The sequence below is a fragment of the Vibrio rarus genome, from assembly GCF_024347075.1.
Lineage (GTDB): Bacteria > Pseudomonadota > Gammaproteobacteria > Enterobacterales > Vibrionaceae > Vibrio > Vibrio rarus.
Genome location: NZ_AP024900.1, coordinates 1,979,041 through 1,994,291, shown reverse-complemented (window position 1 = coordinate 1,994,291; position 15,251 = coordinate 1,979,041). Strand labels below are relative to the sequence as shown.

The 15,251-nt window shown below is 44.8% G+C and carries 15 protein-coding genes and 1 riboswitch; of the genes, 10 read left to right on the top strand and 5 right to left on the bottom strand.

The window, feature by feature from the left end; translation table 11 throughout:
- Nucleotide 1: 1 nt before the first annotated feature.
- From odhB to sucD, 3 genes are all read left to right on the top strand, one after another.
- Nucleotides 2-1,216 (top strand): 2-oxoglutarate dehydrogenase complex dihydrolipoyllysine-residue succinyltransferase, encoded by a 1,215-nt coding sequence (gene odhB / locus OCU56_RS09035; protein ID WP_261872904.1) that lies wholly within the window; start codon nucleotides 2-4, stop codon nucleotides 1,214-1,216.
- 140 nt (nucleotides 1,217-1,356) lie between these two features.
- Nucleotides 1,357-2,523: an ADP-forming succinate--CoA ligase subunit beta gene (sucC, locus tag OCU56_RS09030; protein ID WP_261872903.1), complete on the top strand. Its 1,167-nt coding sequence runs from the start codon at nucleotides 1,357-1,359 to the stop codon at nucleotides 2,521-2,523.
- Nucleotides 2,523-3,395: a succinate--CoA ligase subunit alpha gene (gene sucD, locus OCU56_RS09025; RefSeq protein ID WP_261872902.1), complete on the top strand. Its 873-nt coding sequence runs from the start codon at nucleotides 2,523-2,525 to the stop codon at nucleotides 3,393-3,395. Before sucC ends, sucD begins: the two co-directional genes overlap by 1 nt.
- Nucleotides 3,396-3,475: 80 nt before the next feature.
- On the opposite strand, the gene znuB is transcribed toward sucD, so the two are convergent.
- The gene (znuB, locus tag OCU56_RS09020) at nucleotides 3,476-4,261 is read right to left on the bottom strand and encodes a zinc ABC transporter permease subunit ZnuB (protein WP_261872901.1); all 786 of its coding nucleotides are present in this window, start codon (nucleotides 4,259-4,261) and stop codon (nucleotides 3,476-3,478) included.
- Nucleotides 4,254-5,063, bottom strand: coding sequence for a zinc ABC transporter ATP-binding protein ZnuC (gene znuC, locus OCU56_RS09015; RefSeq protein ID WP_261872900.1), 810 nt, complete (start codon nucleotides 5,061-5,063; stop codon nucleotides 4,254-4,256). The genes znuB and znuC overlap by 8 nt, the downstream gene beginning before the upstream one ends.
- 154 nt (nucleotides 5,064-5,217) lie before the next feature.
- Between znuC and znuA the strand changes: the two genes are divergently transcribed.
- From znuA to OCU56_RS08995, 4 genes are all read left to right on the top strand, one after another.
- The gene (gene znuA / locus OCU56_RS09010) at nucleotides 5,218-6,093 is read left to right on the top strand and encodes a zinc ABC transporter substrate-binding protein ZnuA (protein ID WP_261872899.1); all 876 of its coding nucleotides are present in this window, start codon (nucleotides 5,218-5,220) and stop codon (nucleotides 6,091-6,093) included.
- Between the two features lie 133 nt (nucleotides 6,094-6,226).
- Complete coding sequence (locus OCU56_RS09005; protein WP_261872898.1) at nucleotides 6,227-6,454, top strand: FeoA family protein; 228 nt, start codon at nucleotides 6,227-6,229, stop codon at nucleotides 6,452-6,454.
- Entirely contained in the window at nucleotides 6,454-8,727 is a 2,274-nt protein-coding gene (gene feoB / locus OCU56_RS09000; RefSeq protein ID WP_261872897.1) for a Fe(2+) transporter permease subunit FeoB, read from the top strand. The genes OCU56_RS09005 and feoB overlap by 1 nt, the downstream gene beginning before the upstream one ends.
- 18 nt (nucleotides 8,728-8,745) lie before the next feature.
- The gene (locus OCU56_RS08995) at nucleotides 8,746-8,967 is read left to right on the top strand and encodes a FeoC-like transcriptional regulator (protein ID WP_261872896.1); all 222 of its coding nucleotides are present in this window, start codon (nucleotides 8,746-8,748) and stop codon (nucleotides 8,965-8,967) included.
- Nucleotides 8,968-9,041: 74 nt separating this feature from the next.
- On the opposite strand, the gene OCU56_RS08990 is transcribed toward OCU56_RS08995, so the two are convergent.
- From OCU56_RS08990 to OCU56_RS08980, 3 genes are all read right to left on the bottom strand, one after another.
- The gene (locus tag OCU56_RS08990) at nucleotides 9,042-9,986 is read right to left on the bottom strand and encodes a DMT family transporter (protein ID WP_261872895.1); all 945 of its coding nucleotides are present in this window, start codon (nucleotides 9,984-9,986) and stop codon (nucleotides 9,042-9,044) included.
- Nucleotides 9,987-10,202: 216 nt separating this feature from the next.
- A riboswitch (FMN riboswitch) is annotated at nucleotides 10,203-10,372 on the bottom strand.
- A gap of 84 nt (nucleotides 10,373-10,456) precedes the next feature.
- Complete coding sequence (locus tag OCU56_RS08985; protein WP_261872894.1) at nucleotides 10,457-11,887, bottom strand: sodium-dependent transporter; 1,431 nt, start codon at nucleotides 11,885-11,887, stop codon at nucleotides 10,457-10,459.
- Nucleotides 11,888-12,212: 325 nt separating this feature from the next.
- Nucleotides 12,213-13,187 (bottom strand): LysR family transcriptional regulator, encoded by a 975-nt coding sequence (locus OCU56_RS08980; protein ID WP_261872893.1) that lies wholly within the window; start codon nucleotides 13,185-13,187, stop codon nucleotides 12,213-12,215.
- Between the two features lie 98 nt (nucleotides 13,188-13,285).
- Between OCU56_RS08980 and OCU56_RS08975 the strand changes: the two genes are divergently transcribed.
- The 3 genes from OCU56_RS08975 to OCU56_RS08965 are packed head-to-tail and all read left to right on the top strand — an operon-like array spanning nucleotide 13,286 to nucleotide 15,248.
- Nucleotides 13,286-14,626: an MATE family efflux transporter gene (locus tag OCU56_RS08975; RefSeq protein ID WP_261872892.1), complete on the top strand. Its 1,341-nt coding sequence runs from the start codon at nucleotides 13,286-13,288 to the stop codon at nucleotides 14,624-14,626.
- A 46-nt stretch (nucleotides 14,627-14,672) separates the two neighbouring features.
- Nucleotides 14,673-14,933, top strand: a complete 261-nt coding sequence (locus tag OCU56_RS08970; RefSeq protein WP_261872891.1) for a DUF5062 family protein — start codon at nucleotides 14,673-14,675, stop codon at nucleotides 14,931-14,933.
- A gap of 57 nt (nucleotides 14,934-14,990) precedes the next feature.
- A complete protein-coding gene (locus tag OCU56_RS08965; protein WP_261872890.1) occupies nucleotides 14,991-15,248 on the top strand; it encodes a hypothetical protein in 258 nt (85 codons plus the stop codon).
- The last annotated feature ends 3 nt before the right edge of the window (nucleotides 15,249-15,251 follow it).

Genomic DNA, 15,251 nt, shown 5'->3' with positions numbered 1-15,251 from the left:
CATGACAATTGAAATTCTGGTTCCTGATTTACCTGAATCAGTTGCTGATGCTACCGTTGCAACTTGGCATAAAAAGCCAGGTGACAGAGTAGAGCGTGATGACGTATTAGTGGATATTGAAACTGATAAAGTTGTCCTTGAAGTTCCTGCACCTGAAGCGGGTGTACTTGAAGAAATCGTAGAAGAAGAAGGCACGACAGTACTGGCGAAGCAGCTTCTAGCTAAGATAAAACTGGGTGCCGTAGCCGGTGAACCCACTAAGGACAGCACAGAAGAGACCCAAGCCTCTCCTGATAAACGTCATAAGGCGGTACTCACAGAAGAGAACAATGAAGCCCTTAGCCCTGCAGTACGTCGTCTACTTGCAGAACACAGCTTGAGCCCGTCAGATGTGAAAGGCACAGGTGTGGGTGGTCGCATTACTCGTGAAGATGTGGATTCATACCTAGCGAACGCCAGCAAAGCGGCGCCAGTGGCATCCGCACCCGTTGCAGAGCCAGAAGTCCCAGCAACCGCTCGCAGTCAAAAACGCGTACCTATGACGCGCTTGCGCAAGACAGTGGCAAACCGCCTACTGGAAGCGAAAAACAGCACTGCCATGTTGACCACATTTAACGAAGTCAACATGAAGCCAATTATGGACCTTCGTGCACAATACAAAGACTCTTTTGAAAAACGCCACGATACGCGTCTCGGTTTCATGTCTTTCTATGTTAAAGCGGTAACCGAAGCCTTGAAGCGCTACCCAGAAGTGAACGCATCTATTGATGGCGAAGATATCGTTTATCACAACTATTTCGACATCAGTATGGCGGTGTCTACCCCTCGCGGATTAGTGACCCCAGTGCTGAAAGATTGCGACACTTTAGGTTTTGCCGATATTGAAAAAGGCATAAAAGATCTGGCCATTAAAGGTCGTGACGGAAAACTAACAGTAGATGAACTCATTGGTGGCAACTTTACGATCACTAATGGCGGTGTGTTTGGCTCTTTGATGTCGACACCTATTATCAACCCGCCACAAGCGGCAATTTTGGGCATGCATAAAATCCAAGACCGCCCAATGGCGGTAAATGGAAAGGTTGAAATCCTACCAATGATGTATCTCGCTCTTTCTTATGATCACCGTTTGATTGATGGTCGTGAGTCTGTGGGTTTCTTAGTAACCATCAAAGAGTTACTCGAAGATCCAGCACGTCTACTATTGGATGTTTAATTAGAAAATTAAGGGTGTCTAGGCACCCTTGGTCAAGGCTCTACTCGCACCCTATACCTGTTAAAGCTTGGTCTTTAACATGAGGAAATAATTTAGCTAATGGCGCGGCTGTTATCTAAAAATCAAAATGGAAGATACTAATGAATTTGCATGAATATCAAGCGAAGCAATTGTTTGCTGAATATGGGCTACCCGTACCAGAGGGCTATGCATGCGATACGCCTCAACAAGCGTTTGAAGCTGCTGGCAGAATTAGCACCGCGAAAAAAGTGGTTAAATGTCAAGTCCACGCTGGTGGTCGCGGTAAAGCAGGCGGTGTTGAACTGCATGACACCAAAGAAGGTGTAAAAGAATTTGCCAAGAAGTGGTTAGGTAAAAATCTAGTCACATTTCAAACGGACGCCAATGGTCAGCCAGTCACGAAAATTTTGGTTGAAGAGGCATCTAACATTGCCAATGAACTGTACTTAGGTGCCGTTGTTGACCGCGCTTCACGTCGCATCGTATTTATGGCTTCCACAGAAGGCGGCGTAGATATTGAAAAAATTGCTGAAGAAACACCAGAGTTGATTCATCAAGCGGCGATTGATCCTTTGGTGGGTCCTCAAACTTACCAAGGTCGTGAACTGGCGTTTAAGCTGGGTCTTGAAGGAGAGCAAAATAAGCAGTTTGTGAAGATCTTTATGGGTCTTGGTAACATGTTTGCCGAATACGATTTAGCGCTTCTTGAGATTAACCCGCTAGTGCAAACGCTAGAGGGTAACTTGCTTTGTCTTGATGGCAAAATCAACATTGACTCTAACGCACTGTACCGTCAGCCAAAACTGCGTGAAATGCACGATCCTTCTCAAGAAGATGAGCGTGAAGCCAATGCCGCTAAGTGGGAGCTCAACTATGTGGCTCTTGATGGTAACATCGGCTGCATGGTTAACGGCGCAGGTCTTGCTATGGGTACCATGGATATTGTGAACTTGCACGGTGGCCACCCAGCGAATTTCCTTGATGTAGGCGGCGGCGCAACCAAAGAGCGCGTTACAGAAGCCTTTAAGATCATTTTGTCCGATGACAATGTGAAAGCGGTACTAGTGAACATCTTTGGTGGCATTGTACGTTGTGATTTGATTGCAGATGGCATTATTGGTGCTGTTGAAGAAGTGGGGGTTAAGGTGCCGGTCGTGGTTCGCTTAGAAGGCAACAATGCTCCTCTAGGTTCACAAAAACTGGCTGAAAGTGGTCTAAACATTATTGCGGCAAATTCTCTAACAGAAGCTGCAGAAAAAGTCGTAGCTGCAGCGGAGGGCAAATAATGTCTGTACTAATTAATAAAGATACGAAAGTTATTTGCCAAGGCTTCACTGGCGGTCAAGGTACTTTCCATTCACAGCAAGCATTGGATTACGGAACCAAAATGGTCGGTGGTGTATCACCGGGTAAAGGCGGTCAAACTCACCTTGGTCTTCCGGTATTTAATACAGTACGTGAAGCGGTAGAAACAACCGCTGCGACCGCTTCGGTTATCTATGTACCTGCTCCGTTTTGTAAGGACGCGATCCTAGAAGCCATTGATGCAGGTATTAAGTTAATCGTCACCATTACCGAAGGTATTCCAACACTGGATCTACTGGACGTTAAAGTGCGTTTAGACGAAGCTGGCGTGGTGATGATTGGTCCTAACTGCCCAGGGGTGATTACTCCTGACGAGTGTAAGATTGGTATCATGCCGGGTAATATTCATAAGAAGGGCAAAGTGGGCATAGTGTCTCGCTCTGGTACCTTAACTTATGAAGCGGTTAAGCAAACCACTGACGAAGGCTTTGGCCAATCCACCTGTGTGGGTATCGGTGGGGACCCAATTCCTGGCTCAAACTTCATCGACATCTTAAAACTGTTTGAAGCTGACTCAGAAACTGAAGCGATTGTGATGATTGGTGAAATTGGTGGTACAGCGGAAGAAGAAGCGGCTGCCTTCATTAAAGAGCATGTTTCTAAACCTGTCGTCTCTTACATTGCTGGTGTAACAGCGCCTCCAGGTAAGCGTATGGGTCATGCCGGTGCGATTATCTCTGGTGGTAAAGGTACCGCTGAAGATAAATTCCAAGCGCTGGAAGCTGCAGGGGTAAAAACGGTGAAAAGTTTGGCCGATATTGGTCAAGGGCTACGTGAAATTACCGGTTGGTAATCTCTTCTAGCACTTAGCTAAATGCATTAAAAAAACCTCTAAATGAAAATTTAGAGGTTTTTTGTTTTACGATAGAATTGTTAGCGGTTTTGCGGTTTTAATTGTACTAACAAGAATAAAAAGCTCGCGCTGACCACCACTGAAGGGCCAGCTGGAGTATCATAAAACCAAGAAAGAGCGAGACCTGAGCAGACACATATTGCGCCGATCACTGAGGCGATAATTGCCATTTTTTCTGGGCTATTGGCTAAGCGCCGAGCGGTCGCAGCAGGAATTATCATCAAAGAGGTGATAATGAGCGCGCCAACAAACTTCATACCCACCGCAATAACCAGACCTATCATCAACATGATTAACAGTCTCATTAGAGAAATATTGACCCCTTCAATGGCGGCTAACTCCTCATTAACAGTACTCGAGAGTAAAGGGCGCCAGAATACAAGCAGTAATAGCAACACCAGTGCCACCCCTACATAAATAAACAATACATCCTGTGTGTTTACCGCCAGCAAATCCCCAAAGAGATAGCCCATTAAATCCACTCGCACATTGTCAAGAAAGCTGACAGCAATTAAGCCAAGAGAGAGCGAGCTGTGCGCTAAAATACCTAATAAAGTATCCGTAGCCACCAGTTGTTGTCTTTGTAAGGTGGCTAAGATGATGGCAAGAGCCAAACAGCAAACCACTAAGGCTAAGTAGATATTAATGTCCAATAGGAAGCCTAAAGCCAATCCCATTAGAGAGGCGTGAGCGAGTGTGTCACCAAAATAGGCCATTTTTCGCCACACAACAAATGATCCCAATGGGCCGGCAATCATAGTAATACCGAGACCGGCTAAAATGGCCGGCAATAAAAATTCAATCATGTGTGTGTCCATGCTGGTGGCGATGTTGATGACCATGTTTTGGGTTATGACAAGTGTCCATGTCACCGCTTATGGGAGTGCCTGACAGGTCGTGATGGTGATGTTGGTGTTGATGCTGATAAAGAGCGAGGCTGGCCGCTGGGGCTTCACCAAACATTTGTAAATAGCTTGGGTGGCTGGAAATGGCGGCCGGCGCGCCAGAGCAACAAATATGATGATGAAGACAAATCACCGTGTCTGTTTTTGCCATTACAAGGTGCAGATCATGAGAGATCATAAACACCGCGCAATTAAAGCGGTGACGTAGGGTATCAATCAGACTGTAGAGTTCAATTTGTCCTTGTACATCCATCCCTTGAGCCGGCTCGTCTAACACCAGTAGCTGTGGTCGAATTAACAGTGCGCGCGACATCAATACACGCTGGCTTTCACCCCCCGATAATTTATGCACATCAGAGTGGAGTAGGTGCGTAGCCCCAACTAAAGCTAAGGCATCTTGACGCTCTTGTTGACTGTATTTCCCTGCTAATCGTAAAAATCGGTCTACCGTTAAAGGTAAAGATTCATTGAGTAGCAGTTTTTGTGGCACATAACCAATGCGCAATTTATTTAGCTTGCTCACTTTTCCCGTGTAATGCTTGTGCAAGCCTAAAATCACTTTTACTAAGGTGGATTTGCCCGCGCCGTTTGGGCCAACTAACGTCGTGATTTCAGCTTCATTAATGGTAAGAGTGATGTTGTCCAATACCTTTCTTTGGTCAAATTGAACGGTCACATCTTGTAGCGTGACGAGTTGGGTCATAGTTATTGGCCTGTCGTGTAAAGGTGAGTTGCAGCGCATTATCACTCACAGAGTGTTAACACTTCTATTTTGCAATGGTAACTCCATTTGCAAAAAACCAGTGTTATAAAGTAACATCTAAAGCTAACTTTCTCTATTGCAATGGAACGAATTGATGAAACGCCTCTTATTATGCTTGATTTCTTTTGCTTATATTAGCAGCGCACAGGCAGTAGAAGTGCTCAGCAGTATTAAGCCTATACACCTTATTACTCAGGAGATAACAATGAAGGCAGCATCGTCATCATCCCTATTGGATGCGGCTATGTCACCTCATGATTATGCTTTGCGCCCTTCTGATATAAAAAAAATACGTCAAGCTGACTTAGTGATCTGGTTTGGCCCCGATCTTGAAAGCTTTATGTCATCCGCTACGCGTAATCAGCACAATTTGCTCACTATTAGCGATATTAAAGGCTTAGATCTTCACCATTTTGCACAGGGACATCATGATGGCGATGGACATCACCATCATGGCAACATTGATCCTCATTTTTGGTTAGGCCCTCAGCAGGTGGCCAGCGTTGCGACACACATTGCCAACAAATTGTCTGAGATAGACCCAAACAACAAAAAAATCTACAAAGAAAATTTAGACCACTTCTTGAGTCAACTAACCGTGACCACTGCTGACATTACCCAGCGACTAAAGCCAGTACAAGAGAGTGGCTATTTTGTGTTTCATGATGGTTATGGCTATTTTGAAAAGTCATTTAATCTAAATCACTTAGGCCACTTTACGGTGAGTCCAGAAAGAAAACCGGGGGCAAAAACACTCATTGAAATTAAAACTCGCCTCGCAAAAGGTGATGTTAAGTGTGTCTTTAGTGAGCCACAATACACGCCAGCGGTGGTGGATACGGTGACTCGTGGTAGTCATGTATCGAGGGGGGTGCTTGATCCACTGGCCACCGATATTGAAGAAAAACCGGGTGCTTATTTCGATTTCTTAAATGATTTGACCACTCAGTTTGCGACCTGTCTTAAATAGTTTATTTCTTTAGATAGATTTGGTGTTAAATACAAGCGCCCTTTGCTAAGGGCGTTTTTTTTGATTTAAAACAACTCTTCTGTAAGTAAATGTGTTAAGGTCTTTGTAAATGATAATAATTGGCATTTAGATTATGAAACTCGCTGAACTCAATGTTGGACAATCTGCAACAATTCGCTCTTTACAGCAATTGGATAGTTCCACTAGAAAAAAATTAATGGTCATGGGACTGCTACCGAATACAGCAGTCACATTAGTACGCAAAGCGCCAATGGGAGATCCATTACAGGTGCGAGTACGTGATGTCAGCGTTGCTATTCGTAAATCTACTGCAGCACAAATTTCAATAGAGGTCGCATAGTGGACTATTCCATACTCACCGTAGGTAATCCTAACAGCGGTAAAACGACGCTTTTTAATGCCTTTACTGGTTCAAACCAGAAGGTAGGTAACTGGGCGGGTGTCACTGTAGAGAAGAAAACCGGTACTTATACATTAGCGGGTGAAGAGTTTAGCTTAACTGATTTACCGGGTATTTATGCCTTAGACAGTGGTAATGACAGCAACAGTCTCGACGAAACCATTGCCTCGCGTTCAGTATTATCCACTCCGGCTGACGTTATTATCAATGTTATCGATGCTACCTGTTTAGAACGAAGCTTATATGTCACGCTGCAGTTGCGTGAATTGGGGCGCCCTATGGTGGTCATCCTTAATAAAATGGACTCGATGAACCGTATGGGTCAGAAAGTCAATATTAAAGGGTTAGCTAAGGCACTCGGTTGCCCGGTTATGGCTGTGACCGCGACGCGCATTAATGAAGTAAATCAGCTTAAGGCTGACCTACATAAAATGTTGGCCAGTGGCATTGAAGTTACTCCTTTAGCTCTGGACTACGGCAGTGAATTTGAGCAGGTTATCTCACAAGTTCAAGACCAATATGCGAACGATATGGTGAGCAATAGAGCTCTTGCCATACGCGGTCTTGAAGGAGACACCCTGGTGCTCAATACCGTTTCGCCAGAAGTGAAAGATGTGACAGCGCAGGCTCGCCATACATTGGATATGGATATTGATCTGCATATTGCCGATGTAAAATTTACTTTTTTACATGAGTTGACCAAATCTTTTAGAGTGACTGAAGGCAAAATTACACGTCGCTTGAGTGAGCGTATTGACTCGGTAGTGCTTAATAAATGGGTAGGTATTCCACTGTTCTTTGGGGTGATGTACCTAATGTTTATGTTTGCCATTAATATTGGCGGTGCCTTTATCGATTTCTTTGATATTGCTTTTGGCGCACTATTGGTTGACGGCACTCATGCATTATTAGATCCCCTTTTGCCACAATGGATAGTCACTCTGCTAGCTAACGGTATTGGTGGCGGTATTCAAACCGTTGCCACCTTTATTCCTGTTATTGCCGGTTTGTACTTGTTCCTGACCCTTTTAGAAGGTTCCGGTTATATGTCACGAGCCGCTTTTGTATTAGATAAAGTGATGCAAAAGGTTGGTTTGCCAGGTAAAGCCTTTGTGCCATTGGTATTAGGTTTTGGCTGTAATGTGCCAGCGATTATGGCCAGTCGCACATTAGATCAAGAGCGTGAGCGTCGCTTAGCCGCATCAATGGCTCCCTTTATGTCTTGTGGTGCACGTCTTCCTGTTTATGCACTGTTTGCAGCGGCCTTTTTCCCAACGGCTGGGCAGAATGTGGTTTTCGCCTTGTACATTATTGGTATCTTAGCTGCGGTATTCACTGGTATCGTACTAAAGCATACGATTTACCCTGGCAGCAATGACAGCTTTGTGATGGAAATGACCGACTATGAGATCCCTCGTTTACGTAATGTGATGATCAAAACGTGGCATAAACTCAAACGCTTTGTCTTTGGTGCAGGTAAAACCATTGTGCTAGTGGTCACTATTTTAAGTTTCCTTAATTCTATAGGTACTGACGGCAGTTTTGGTAATGAAGACAGTGACAGTTCGGTATTGTCTAAAGCAGCACAGGTCATTACCCCAGTCTTTGAGCCAATGGGCATCGAAAAAGACAACTGGCCAGCAACGGTAGGTATTGTGACTGGTATTTTCGCTAAAGAAGCGGTAGTCGGTACATTGAATAGCCTTTACTCAACTCCTGAAGAAGAGGATGCCACTTTCGATCTTATTGTCAGTCTTGAAGAGGCTGTATTGTCGATTCCTGAAAACTTAAGTGGCCTAAGCTTTAGTGACCCACTAGGTATGGAAGTCGGCGACTTGTCAGACACTGCTTCAGTGGCGGATGAGCAAGAGGTAGATCAATCTGTATTTGCTAATTTACAAAGCAAGTTTGTTTCCGGACATGCCGCTTTTGCTTATCTATTGTTTATCTTGTTATATACACCTTGTGTGGCGGCAATGGGCGCTTATGTAAGAGAGTTTGGCAGCCAATACGCTCGCTTTATTGCCGCTTGGACCATGGGCCTTGCCTACCTTAGCGCCGTGCTATACAACCAAGTGATGACGTTCACCGCTCACCCTGTAAGCAGTGCCTGTTGGATATTGGTGGTTGCACTGGTGTCTTTGGCCACATTTATGGGCCTCAAGCGCAAAGGTAATAGAGACCGCTGGCAAGAGCATGAGTCAGTGGCCTAATCGTAAAGAAGGTGAAAGATGATTTTACAGCAACTGAAAGCCTACCTTGAACAGCATGGCACCACAGACAGAAGCGTACTCGCTAATCATTTTGGTCTGTCTGAAGATGGTGTCGATGCCATGTTTCAAGTATGGATAAAAAAAGGCAAAGTGTCCCGAATGCACGATACCATTAAAGGTAAAGATAAGGGCGTTCGTTACGCTCTCAACCAAGGCATAAGCTTAAACGTACAGATGTAATCATTTACCTTTGTTCGGTTCCAGTCAGCTAGGCGTTTACTGTTTACAGTCGCCTAGCTTTTTTTATGAGTGTATTAGGCTTGCTGAGGACTCCCATCGTCCTGTGTCGTTGCAATGCTTTGTTTCGGCTCGCGACTCATCATTAGTGCCCCTCCCACTAAAAAGATGGCCCCGATAACCTGCTGTATGGTTAAGGTCACATCAAAGGCAAACCAGTTAATGGCTACCGCAGACACTGGGAAAAATAACTCAGCAATAGTGCCATAGCGGGCTGGAATTCTTTCTAATCCTTTGTAATAAATGAACATGCCTAACAGCCCTGATAAGATCACCATATAAAGCAGATGGCTAAAACTGCCTTCGGCCAGAGTAAATTGCTCTCCATAACCCAGCATAGCGAACACTAAGGTAAATAAGGCCAAGGTAAAACGACCTGACATAATCTGCATGCTGTTGTAGCCCATCATAGTAAGCTTTCGTCCGTATACCGTCGAAGCCCCCCATGCCATCACGGCCAGCAAAGCCGAACCATAGCCGAGTAATATAGTGACCAATTTAGGGTCGTAATGCCAAACAGATTCTTGCTCTAAGAGGGCAACAATGTCTGGGGCAATCATAACCAAACTCCCTAGCAAGCTAATGCTCGCCCACAGCAGGAAATGCCTTTGCAGTTTTTCTTTGAGTAAAATAACCGATAAAGAGATGGCTACAATGGGTTGCAATTTTTGTAGCAAAATCACTATGGTAGGATTCATTAAAGTGAAGGCTTTAGTAAAGGCTAGAGTACCAATGGCAGAGCCAAACACCCCAATGATGATGAAAGGCAAAAGGGAGCCTTTAATATACGCAAAGCGCCATTTGGGCACGGCAATTTGTAAAAGGGCAATGATCACCACTAATACAATGTGCTCAAAGAACACGATTTGCAGCGTGCTATTGTTTTCTAATAATGGATAACGAAATAAAGTGTCAGCGGCCCAAAGTCCAGCTGCGATCATAACAAAAAAAATACCTGCCACGAGGATCTCCAAATTCAGACCAAAGTTCGCCATCTATGATGGGCTTGGTGTGATTAACGTGAACAGAGCGTAAGAGGCAAGATCATTGATAGGCTAACCACATTGCGTAATAGAGTCATGACAAGGCAGACTCCCGCCGTAGTGTTGCGAGCAAGCAACAGCGCAAGGCTCACTGGAAGGTGGACCACTGTTGGGGGCTGAGCTATGAAAATCAATTGTTTACTTCTTTCATCCGGACTATAACCGTCGGCTCTGGGTTTACACCAGATCTGCTGTCCCTTAGTTTTATAAATAGAAACTATTTATAAATAGACACTAAGGCGCTCGTGGGCTCAAGCTAGGCTTTTACCACCGGTGGGGAGTTTCGCCCCGCCCTGAAGTTCCTATAAAGTAACAAATTTTAGATCGTTATTACATAAAAAAAGAGACTCAACAGAGTCTCTTTAATCATTTACTGAAGATGATGAGTATTACAATTTTTTCGAAATAAGGGCGCTGCAACCAATAATCGCAATGGCTAACACCATGATCGCTCCCTTACCACTTTCAAAGCCACTAATAATGCCCGCACAAGCCACCACTGCAACCGCAACTGGGATAACGTACTTAACAAGGTTATACCAAAGGCCAAATAATGGAAAAGCGATCTTACCGTTGTTCGTGATCTCTTTTTCTAGATCAACACGGTTGAGACGCCAACCGGCAAAAATACAGATGAGCATACCGCCCACCGCTAGGAATACCTTGTCAGTGAGAAGATCAAAGATATCAAACACACCCGTATCAAACAGCTTAGGACCAATGCCACCAAGAGATAGGGAAGCAAAGATACACATCACGGCCATAACCGCACTGGCGCTAAGTACCGCATTGACGCGTTTCATCCCTTTTTCATCAATGAGATAAGAAACGACCACTTCCAGTAAAGACACCGAAGAGGTGAGTGCGGCTACCGTTAAACCAATGAAGAACATCAGTGCAAACAATAGACCTATATGGCCCATTTCAGCAAATAGCTGCGGCACAACCACAAATACAAGACCAGGGCCTGCCGCCGGTTCCATATTGAATGCGAACATAGCTGGGAACATGGCAATACCTGCCAGTAGTGCAACGGCGGTATCCATGCCCACCACCATACCGGTGGTTTGAACTAGGTTTTCTTTCTTTTTCAGGTAGCTACCATAAGTGATCATACAGCCCATACCTAAAGAAAGAGAGAAGAACGCTTGGCCCAGCGCTGCCAGTACTACGTGGCTATCCACTTTGCTGAAATCAGGCTTGAATAAGAATTCAAGACCGGCACTGGCTCCGGGTAAAGAGAGTCCTTTCACGGCAACCACAACTAGAATAAGAAACAGCAATGGCATCAGAATTTTGCCAGCTTTTTCTATCCCACCTGAAATCCCCTTACTCACAATAACGATATTGAGAATGAAGTAGGCCGCCATCCATAATAAAGGTTGCGTAGGGTTGGATATGAAACCGCCAAAGCTCTCACCAATGTCTTGTGGGTTATCCAGTAAACCGGTTGCGACTTTAGGTATATATGCCAGTGCCCAACCACCCACCACAGGGTAGAAGCCCATGATTAATAGTCCGCTGAGTACGCCAATGATCCCCACAAAACTCCAGCGTCGATCTGTGGTCTTAAAGGAGCCCACGGCCGCTCGCGAGGTATGACGACCAATGGCAAACTCGGTTAACATGACACTAAAACCAATGACGATAACGAAGGCCAGATAGATAAGCACAAATGCACCGCCACCATTTTCTCCGGCGGTGTAAGGGAATTTCCAAATATTGCCAAGGCCCACAGCCGAACCTGCGGCAGCCATGACAAAGCCAAGTTTTGAACCCCAATTATCACGGGGGGTAGCCGCTGCATTTCCTGTTGCCACAATCACTCCAAGCTAAATATTGTTGATGTATTGGGATGTCTAAATGAGTTTGTAAACATTTCTATACACATATAAATGCATAATTGACACACCAGTAGTGGCAAGTTAACCAGTTTGTAATAAAAGTTGGAACCCTTAAAAGTGTGATTATCGGGTGCAGATCTCATTGTTGCATTTAATCGCTGTCTTAATGGTCTAATTGTGGTTTTTATGACCACAATTAAGCCTGTAGAGATACGATTATTGCTGTGTAAAACGGGCTATGGCTTACGTATCTTTTTGTTTACAGTGGTTAGAAAAATTTTTTGGTGACTTTTCTTGCTAGTTAATGGGTAAGTTGCTGGTTGTGTGAATGATTTGTTTTCCAGTTCCAACCAAAACGTTCACTTAAGGTTTGCAGGGTAGCGATCTCTTGCTTAGTTTCATCTTGTATCCATTGCAGCACCTCACTGACCACCTCAGAAGCGCTACGACAATGGCAGAAATATTGCCAAGCACTGGGCTGAATTTGCGTGTTATTAGGGCACACCAAATAACCGCGCTCAAGTTCAGGCAAAATCAACAGCAGATCCGTCACGGTAACCCCTTGCCCTGACAGGCAAGCACTTAAAGCCAAGTCCAAAGTGAAGAAAGTGCTATTGCGCACTTTACTGGTTTCTTGGTGACCTGCAGTGGATAGCCAAGTTTTCCAGTCATGATGGTCAAGGCTAGGGTGCAGGCGCGGTAGGGTTAGTAAGGATGTAAATTCAGAGTCTTTAGCATACAACTCTTGGGAGCATACCGGGGCCATATATTCATCACGTAAAAACAATACATCGGGTCGGTGCTGAAATTGCTGAGGGGCTCTTGAGGTCAATATTAATAGGTCATAGTCCGTTGAATTGAGAGATTCGTGTTCATCAATAGTAGGAATGACCACGATTTCATAGTCGGGGTAACGTTCTTGCAGCTGCTGTATTTTAGGTAACAGTGAGCGGGTGGCGTAGCTAAGGGCGGCTTTTATCACGATACGCTGCTGTGTATCGGCTTGCCAAGAATGGATCAACGCTTGCAGACTTTGATAGTTTTTTTGTAATACCGCAAGCAACTCCCCCCCTTGACTGGTAAGACCGATACTGCGATGTTTTCTTACGATCAAGCTCACCCCTACACTTTGCTCAAGTTGTTTCACTTGGCGACTGACCGCACTTTGCGTCACATTGAGTTCGTTGGCCGCCAAGGTAAAGCTCAAATGTCTCGCCACAGACTCAAAGGTTTTTAAGCTGTTATGGGAGTAGGGAATGTCGGGGTAAATCTTCATTGCAGTCACATGATCTCAAGTAATGCCAAAAGGCGTAAATGTTAATTGAATGCTAGCTCACTTATCAGTACTTTGGCTACGAATATAAAGAGGTCATCATGAAAATCATTCTTAAATTAGCCTTACCGCTGACATTATCCCAACTCATTGCAATGGCATTGGTATTAACCGATGTGTGGATGATGTCGCATATTAGTGTGGCCTCTTTAGCCGCAGGTGGCTTAGGGGCATCTGTGTATTCATTCGTTTTTCTTATCGCCAGCAGTATTGTGGGTTGTGTGGCGAACCTCATTGCCATTGCTTATGGGCAAAGCATTGCTCGCCCTGAGTTTGGCCAACAGCAGATCCGTTTTGCCATTAAAGGTGCGGTTATGCTGTCTATTTTGCTCAGCGCACTACTGACTTTTTGTTTTTCTTTTGCTCCACAGTTATTAATCAAAGCACAACAGTCCCCTCAGGTAGTTGAGATAGCCATGGGGTATTTAGATGCGCTGAAATGGAGCATGTTACCGACCTTACTTCTTTTGGTATTAAGAGGATTAACCAGTACTTTTGGTGATGTTCGCTCTGTGATGCTGATGTCGGTCATGACCGTGTTTATTAACGTGCCGATCAGTTATGTGCTGGCGTTTAATTTTGGCTGGGGCATCGCAGGTTTAGGTTACGGCACGGCATTTTCTGCTTGGGTCATGTTGTTTGCTTATGCCCGTTGGGTATTTGGTCAGCCTAAATACCAAGGCTTTGCGCCATGGAAAAGCGCTCAAGAATACAGTGCAAAATTAATGTTGCCACTGCTGTCTATGGGGTCTCCCATCGCACTGGCCGCGTTATTGGAGCATGGACTGATTTATGGGGGCACCTTATTGGCGGGCATGATTGGCGTTGCCTCATTGGCTTTGCATCAAATTCTATTGCAATGCCTGTCTTTTACTTGGAATATTAACTTTGGCTTTGCCCAAGCATCGGCTATTTTAGTGGGCAAAGAGTATGGCGCTGGAAACTACGCCAACATAAAGGTGGTGGCCAAGAAGAGCTTTGTGGCAGTGACTTCGCTCAGTATTGTCGTCGCATCGTGCTTTGCTTTATGGCCAGAGATAATTGCCTCTTTGTTCCAATTGGACAAAGAGGGGGGGCATCACTTAACGGATTTATTGGCCTCGGTGATCTGGATTGTGGCCCTATGCTTTATCGTAGATGCATGGCAGTTGTTAGCCATCAATCTGTTACGAGGCATGAAAATTGTCATGTTACCTACCGTAATCACCGCCATAGGCTATTGGTTGTTTGGTTTGCCTGCCGCTTGGTTTTTAATGAAAGGCTATGGTTTGGCTGGGATTTGGGGGGGAATAGGCATTGGCCTTGGTGTGACCGGTGTCTTATTACTAGGACAACTTATTTACCAAACGCGACGTGTTGAGAATCAATCTGTATCGTCGTAGTTGTTTGATATACTCGTAATAAATCAATTCAAAGGATGAGTGCATAATGTCAAAAACAGCAAAGATTCATAATGAAGACAAGCTCGTAAAAAAGGCCATAGAAGTCGGTTTTAAGTTGGCAAAGTTGCAAGGGTTGGAGCTTCCTACAGCAACACAGCCGCTAAAGGTGCAAGCGGTATATTTATTTTTAGTGGAGGTAAATCAAATTCCGCCACTGCCAGAAGATAAACTCGACGGTCCTAATATTAAAAAACGTTTGGCACTATGGATGCACAATGCCTTACCAGACAATGATCCGTTAAAATAATTGCATTTTATGGATGAGATGCCTTTTTTATGGATAACGACACAAAGAGGATAGGCCATGACCTGCGGTACACCAAAAGATTACACAGAAGCATTGTACAAGGTCTATTTTGAAGTCGGTGAGTGGCAAGGCAGCGCGCTGCAAGTGTTAAGTCAGCTCGTTGGGCAGACGCACGCAAATACGATTAAGCATCTGGAGTTTGGTTACGAGTTAGCCATGCCAATTCAATGCATTCCTGACGCGGTAAAACGCCTAGCCGATAACAATATTGCGGTTTATCAGGTCGTTCGAGGCTCAAAAGTGACGGGCGCTTAGCAC

Excerpts from the sequence above, each read along its gene's own strand:
- OCU56_RS08970 (WP_261872891.1), top strand. The coding sequence starts at position 14,673 with ATGTCAAAAACAGCAAAGATTCATAATGAAGACAAGCTCGTAAAAAAG.
- znuB (WP_261872901.1), bottom strand. The coding sequence starts at position 4,261 with ATGATTGAATTTTTATTGCCGGCCATTTTAGCCGGTCTCGGTATTACT.
- OCU56_RS09005 (WP_261872898.1), top strand. The coding sequence starts at position 6,227 with ATGAAACTCGCTGAACTCAATGTTGGACAATCTGCAACAATTCGCTCT.
- OCU56_RS08965 (WP_261872890.1), top strand. The coding sequence starts at position 14,991 with ATGACCTGCGGTACACCAAAAGATTACACAGAAGCATTGTACAAGGTC.
- znuA (WP_261872899.1), top strand. The coding sequence starts at position 5,218 with ATGAAACGCCTCTTATTATGCTTGATTTCTTTTGCTTATATTAGCAGC.
- znuC (WP_261872900.1), bottom strand. The coding sequence starts at position 5,063 with ATGACCCAACTCGTCACGCTACAAGATGTGACCGTTCAATTTGACCAA.
- odhB (WP_261872904.1), top strand. The coding sequence starts at position 2 with ATGACAATTGAAATTCTGGTTCCTGATTTACCTGAATCAGTTGCTGAT.
- sucD (WP_261872902.1), top strand. The coding sequence starts at position 2,523 with ATGTCTGTACTAATTAATAAAGATACGAAAGTTATTTGCCAAGGCTTC.
- sucC (WP_261872903.1), top strand. The coding sequence starts at position 1,357 with ATGAATTTGCATGAATATCAAGCGAAGCAATTGTTTGCTGAATATGGG.
- OCU56_RS08975 (WP_261872892.1), top strand. The coding sequence starts at position 13,286 with ATGAAAATCATTCTTAAATTAGCCTTACCGCTGACATTATCCCAACTC.
- OCU56_RS08995 (WP_261872896.1), top strand. The coding sequence starts at position 8,746 with ATGATTTTACAGCAACTGAAAGCCTACCTTGAACAGCATGGCACCACA.
- OCU56_RS08980 (WP_261872893.1), bottom strand. The coding sequence starts at position 13,187 with ATGAAGATTTACCCCGACATTCCCTACTCCCATAACAGCTTAAAAACC.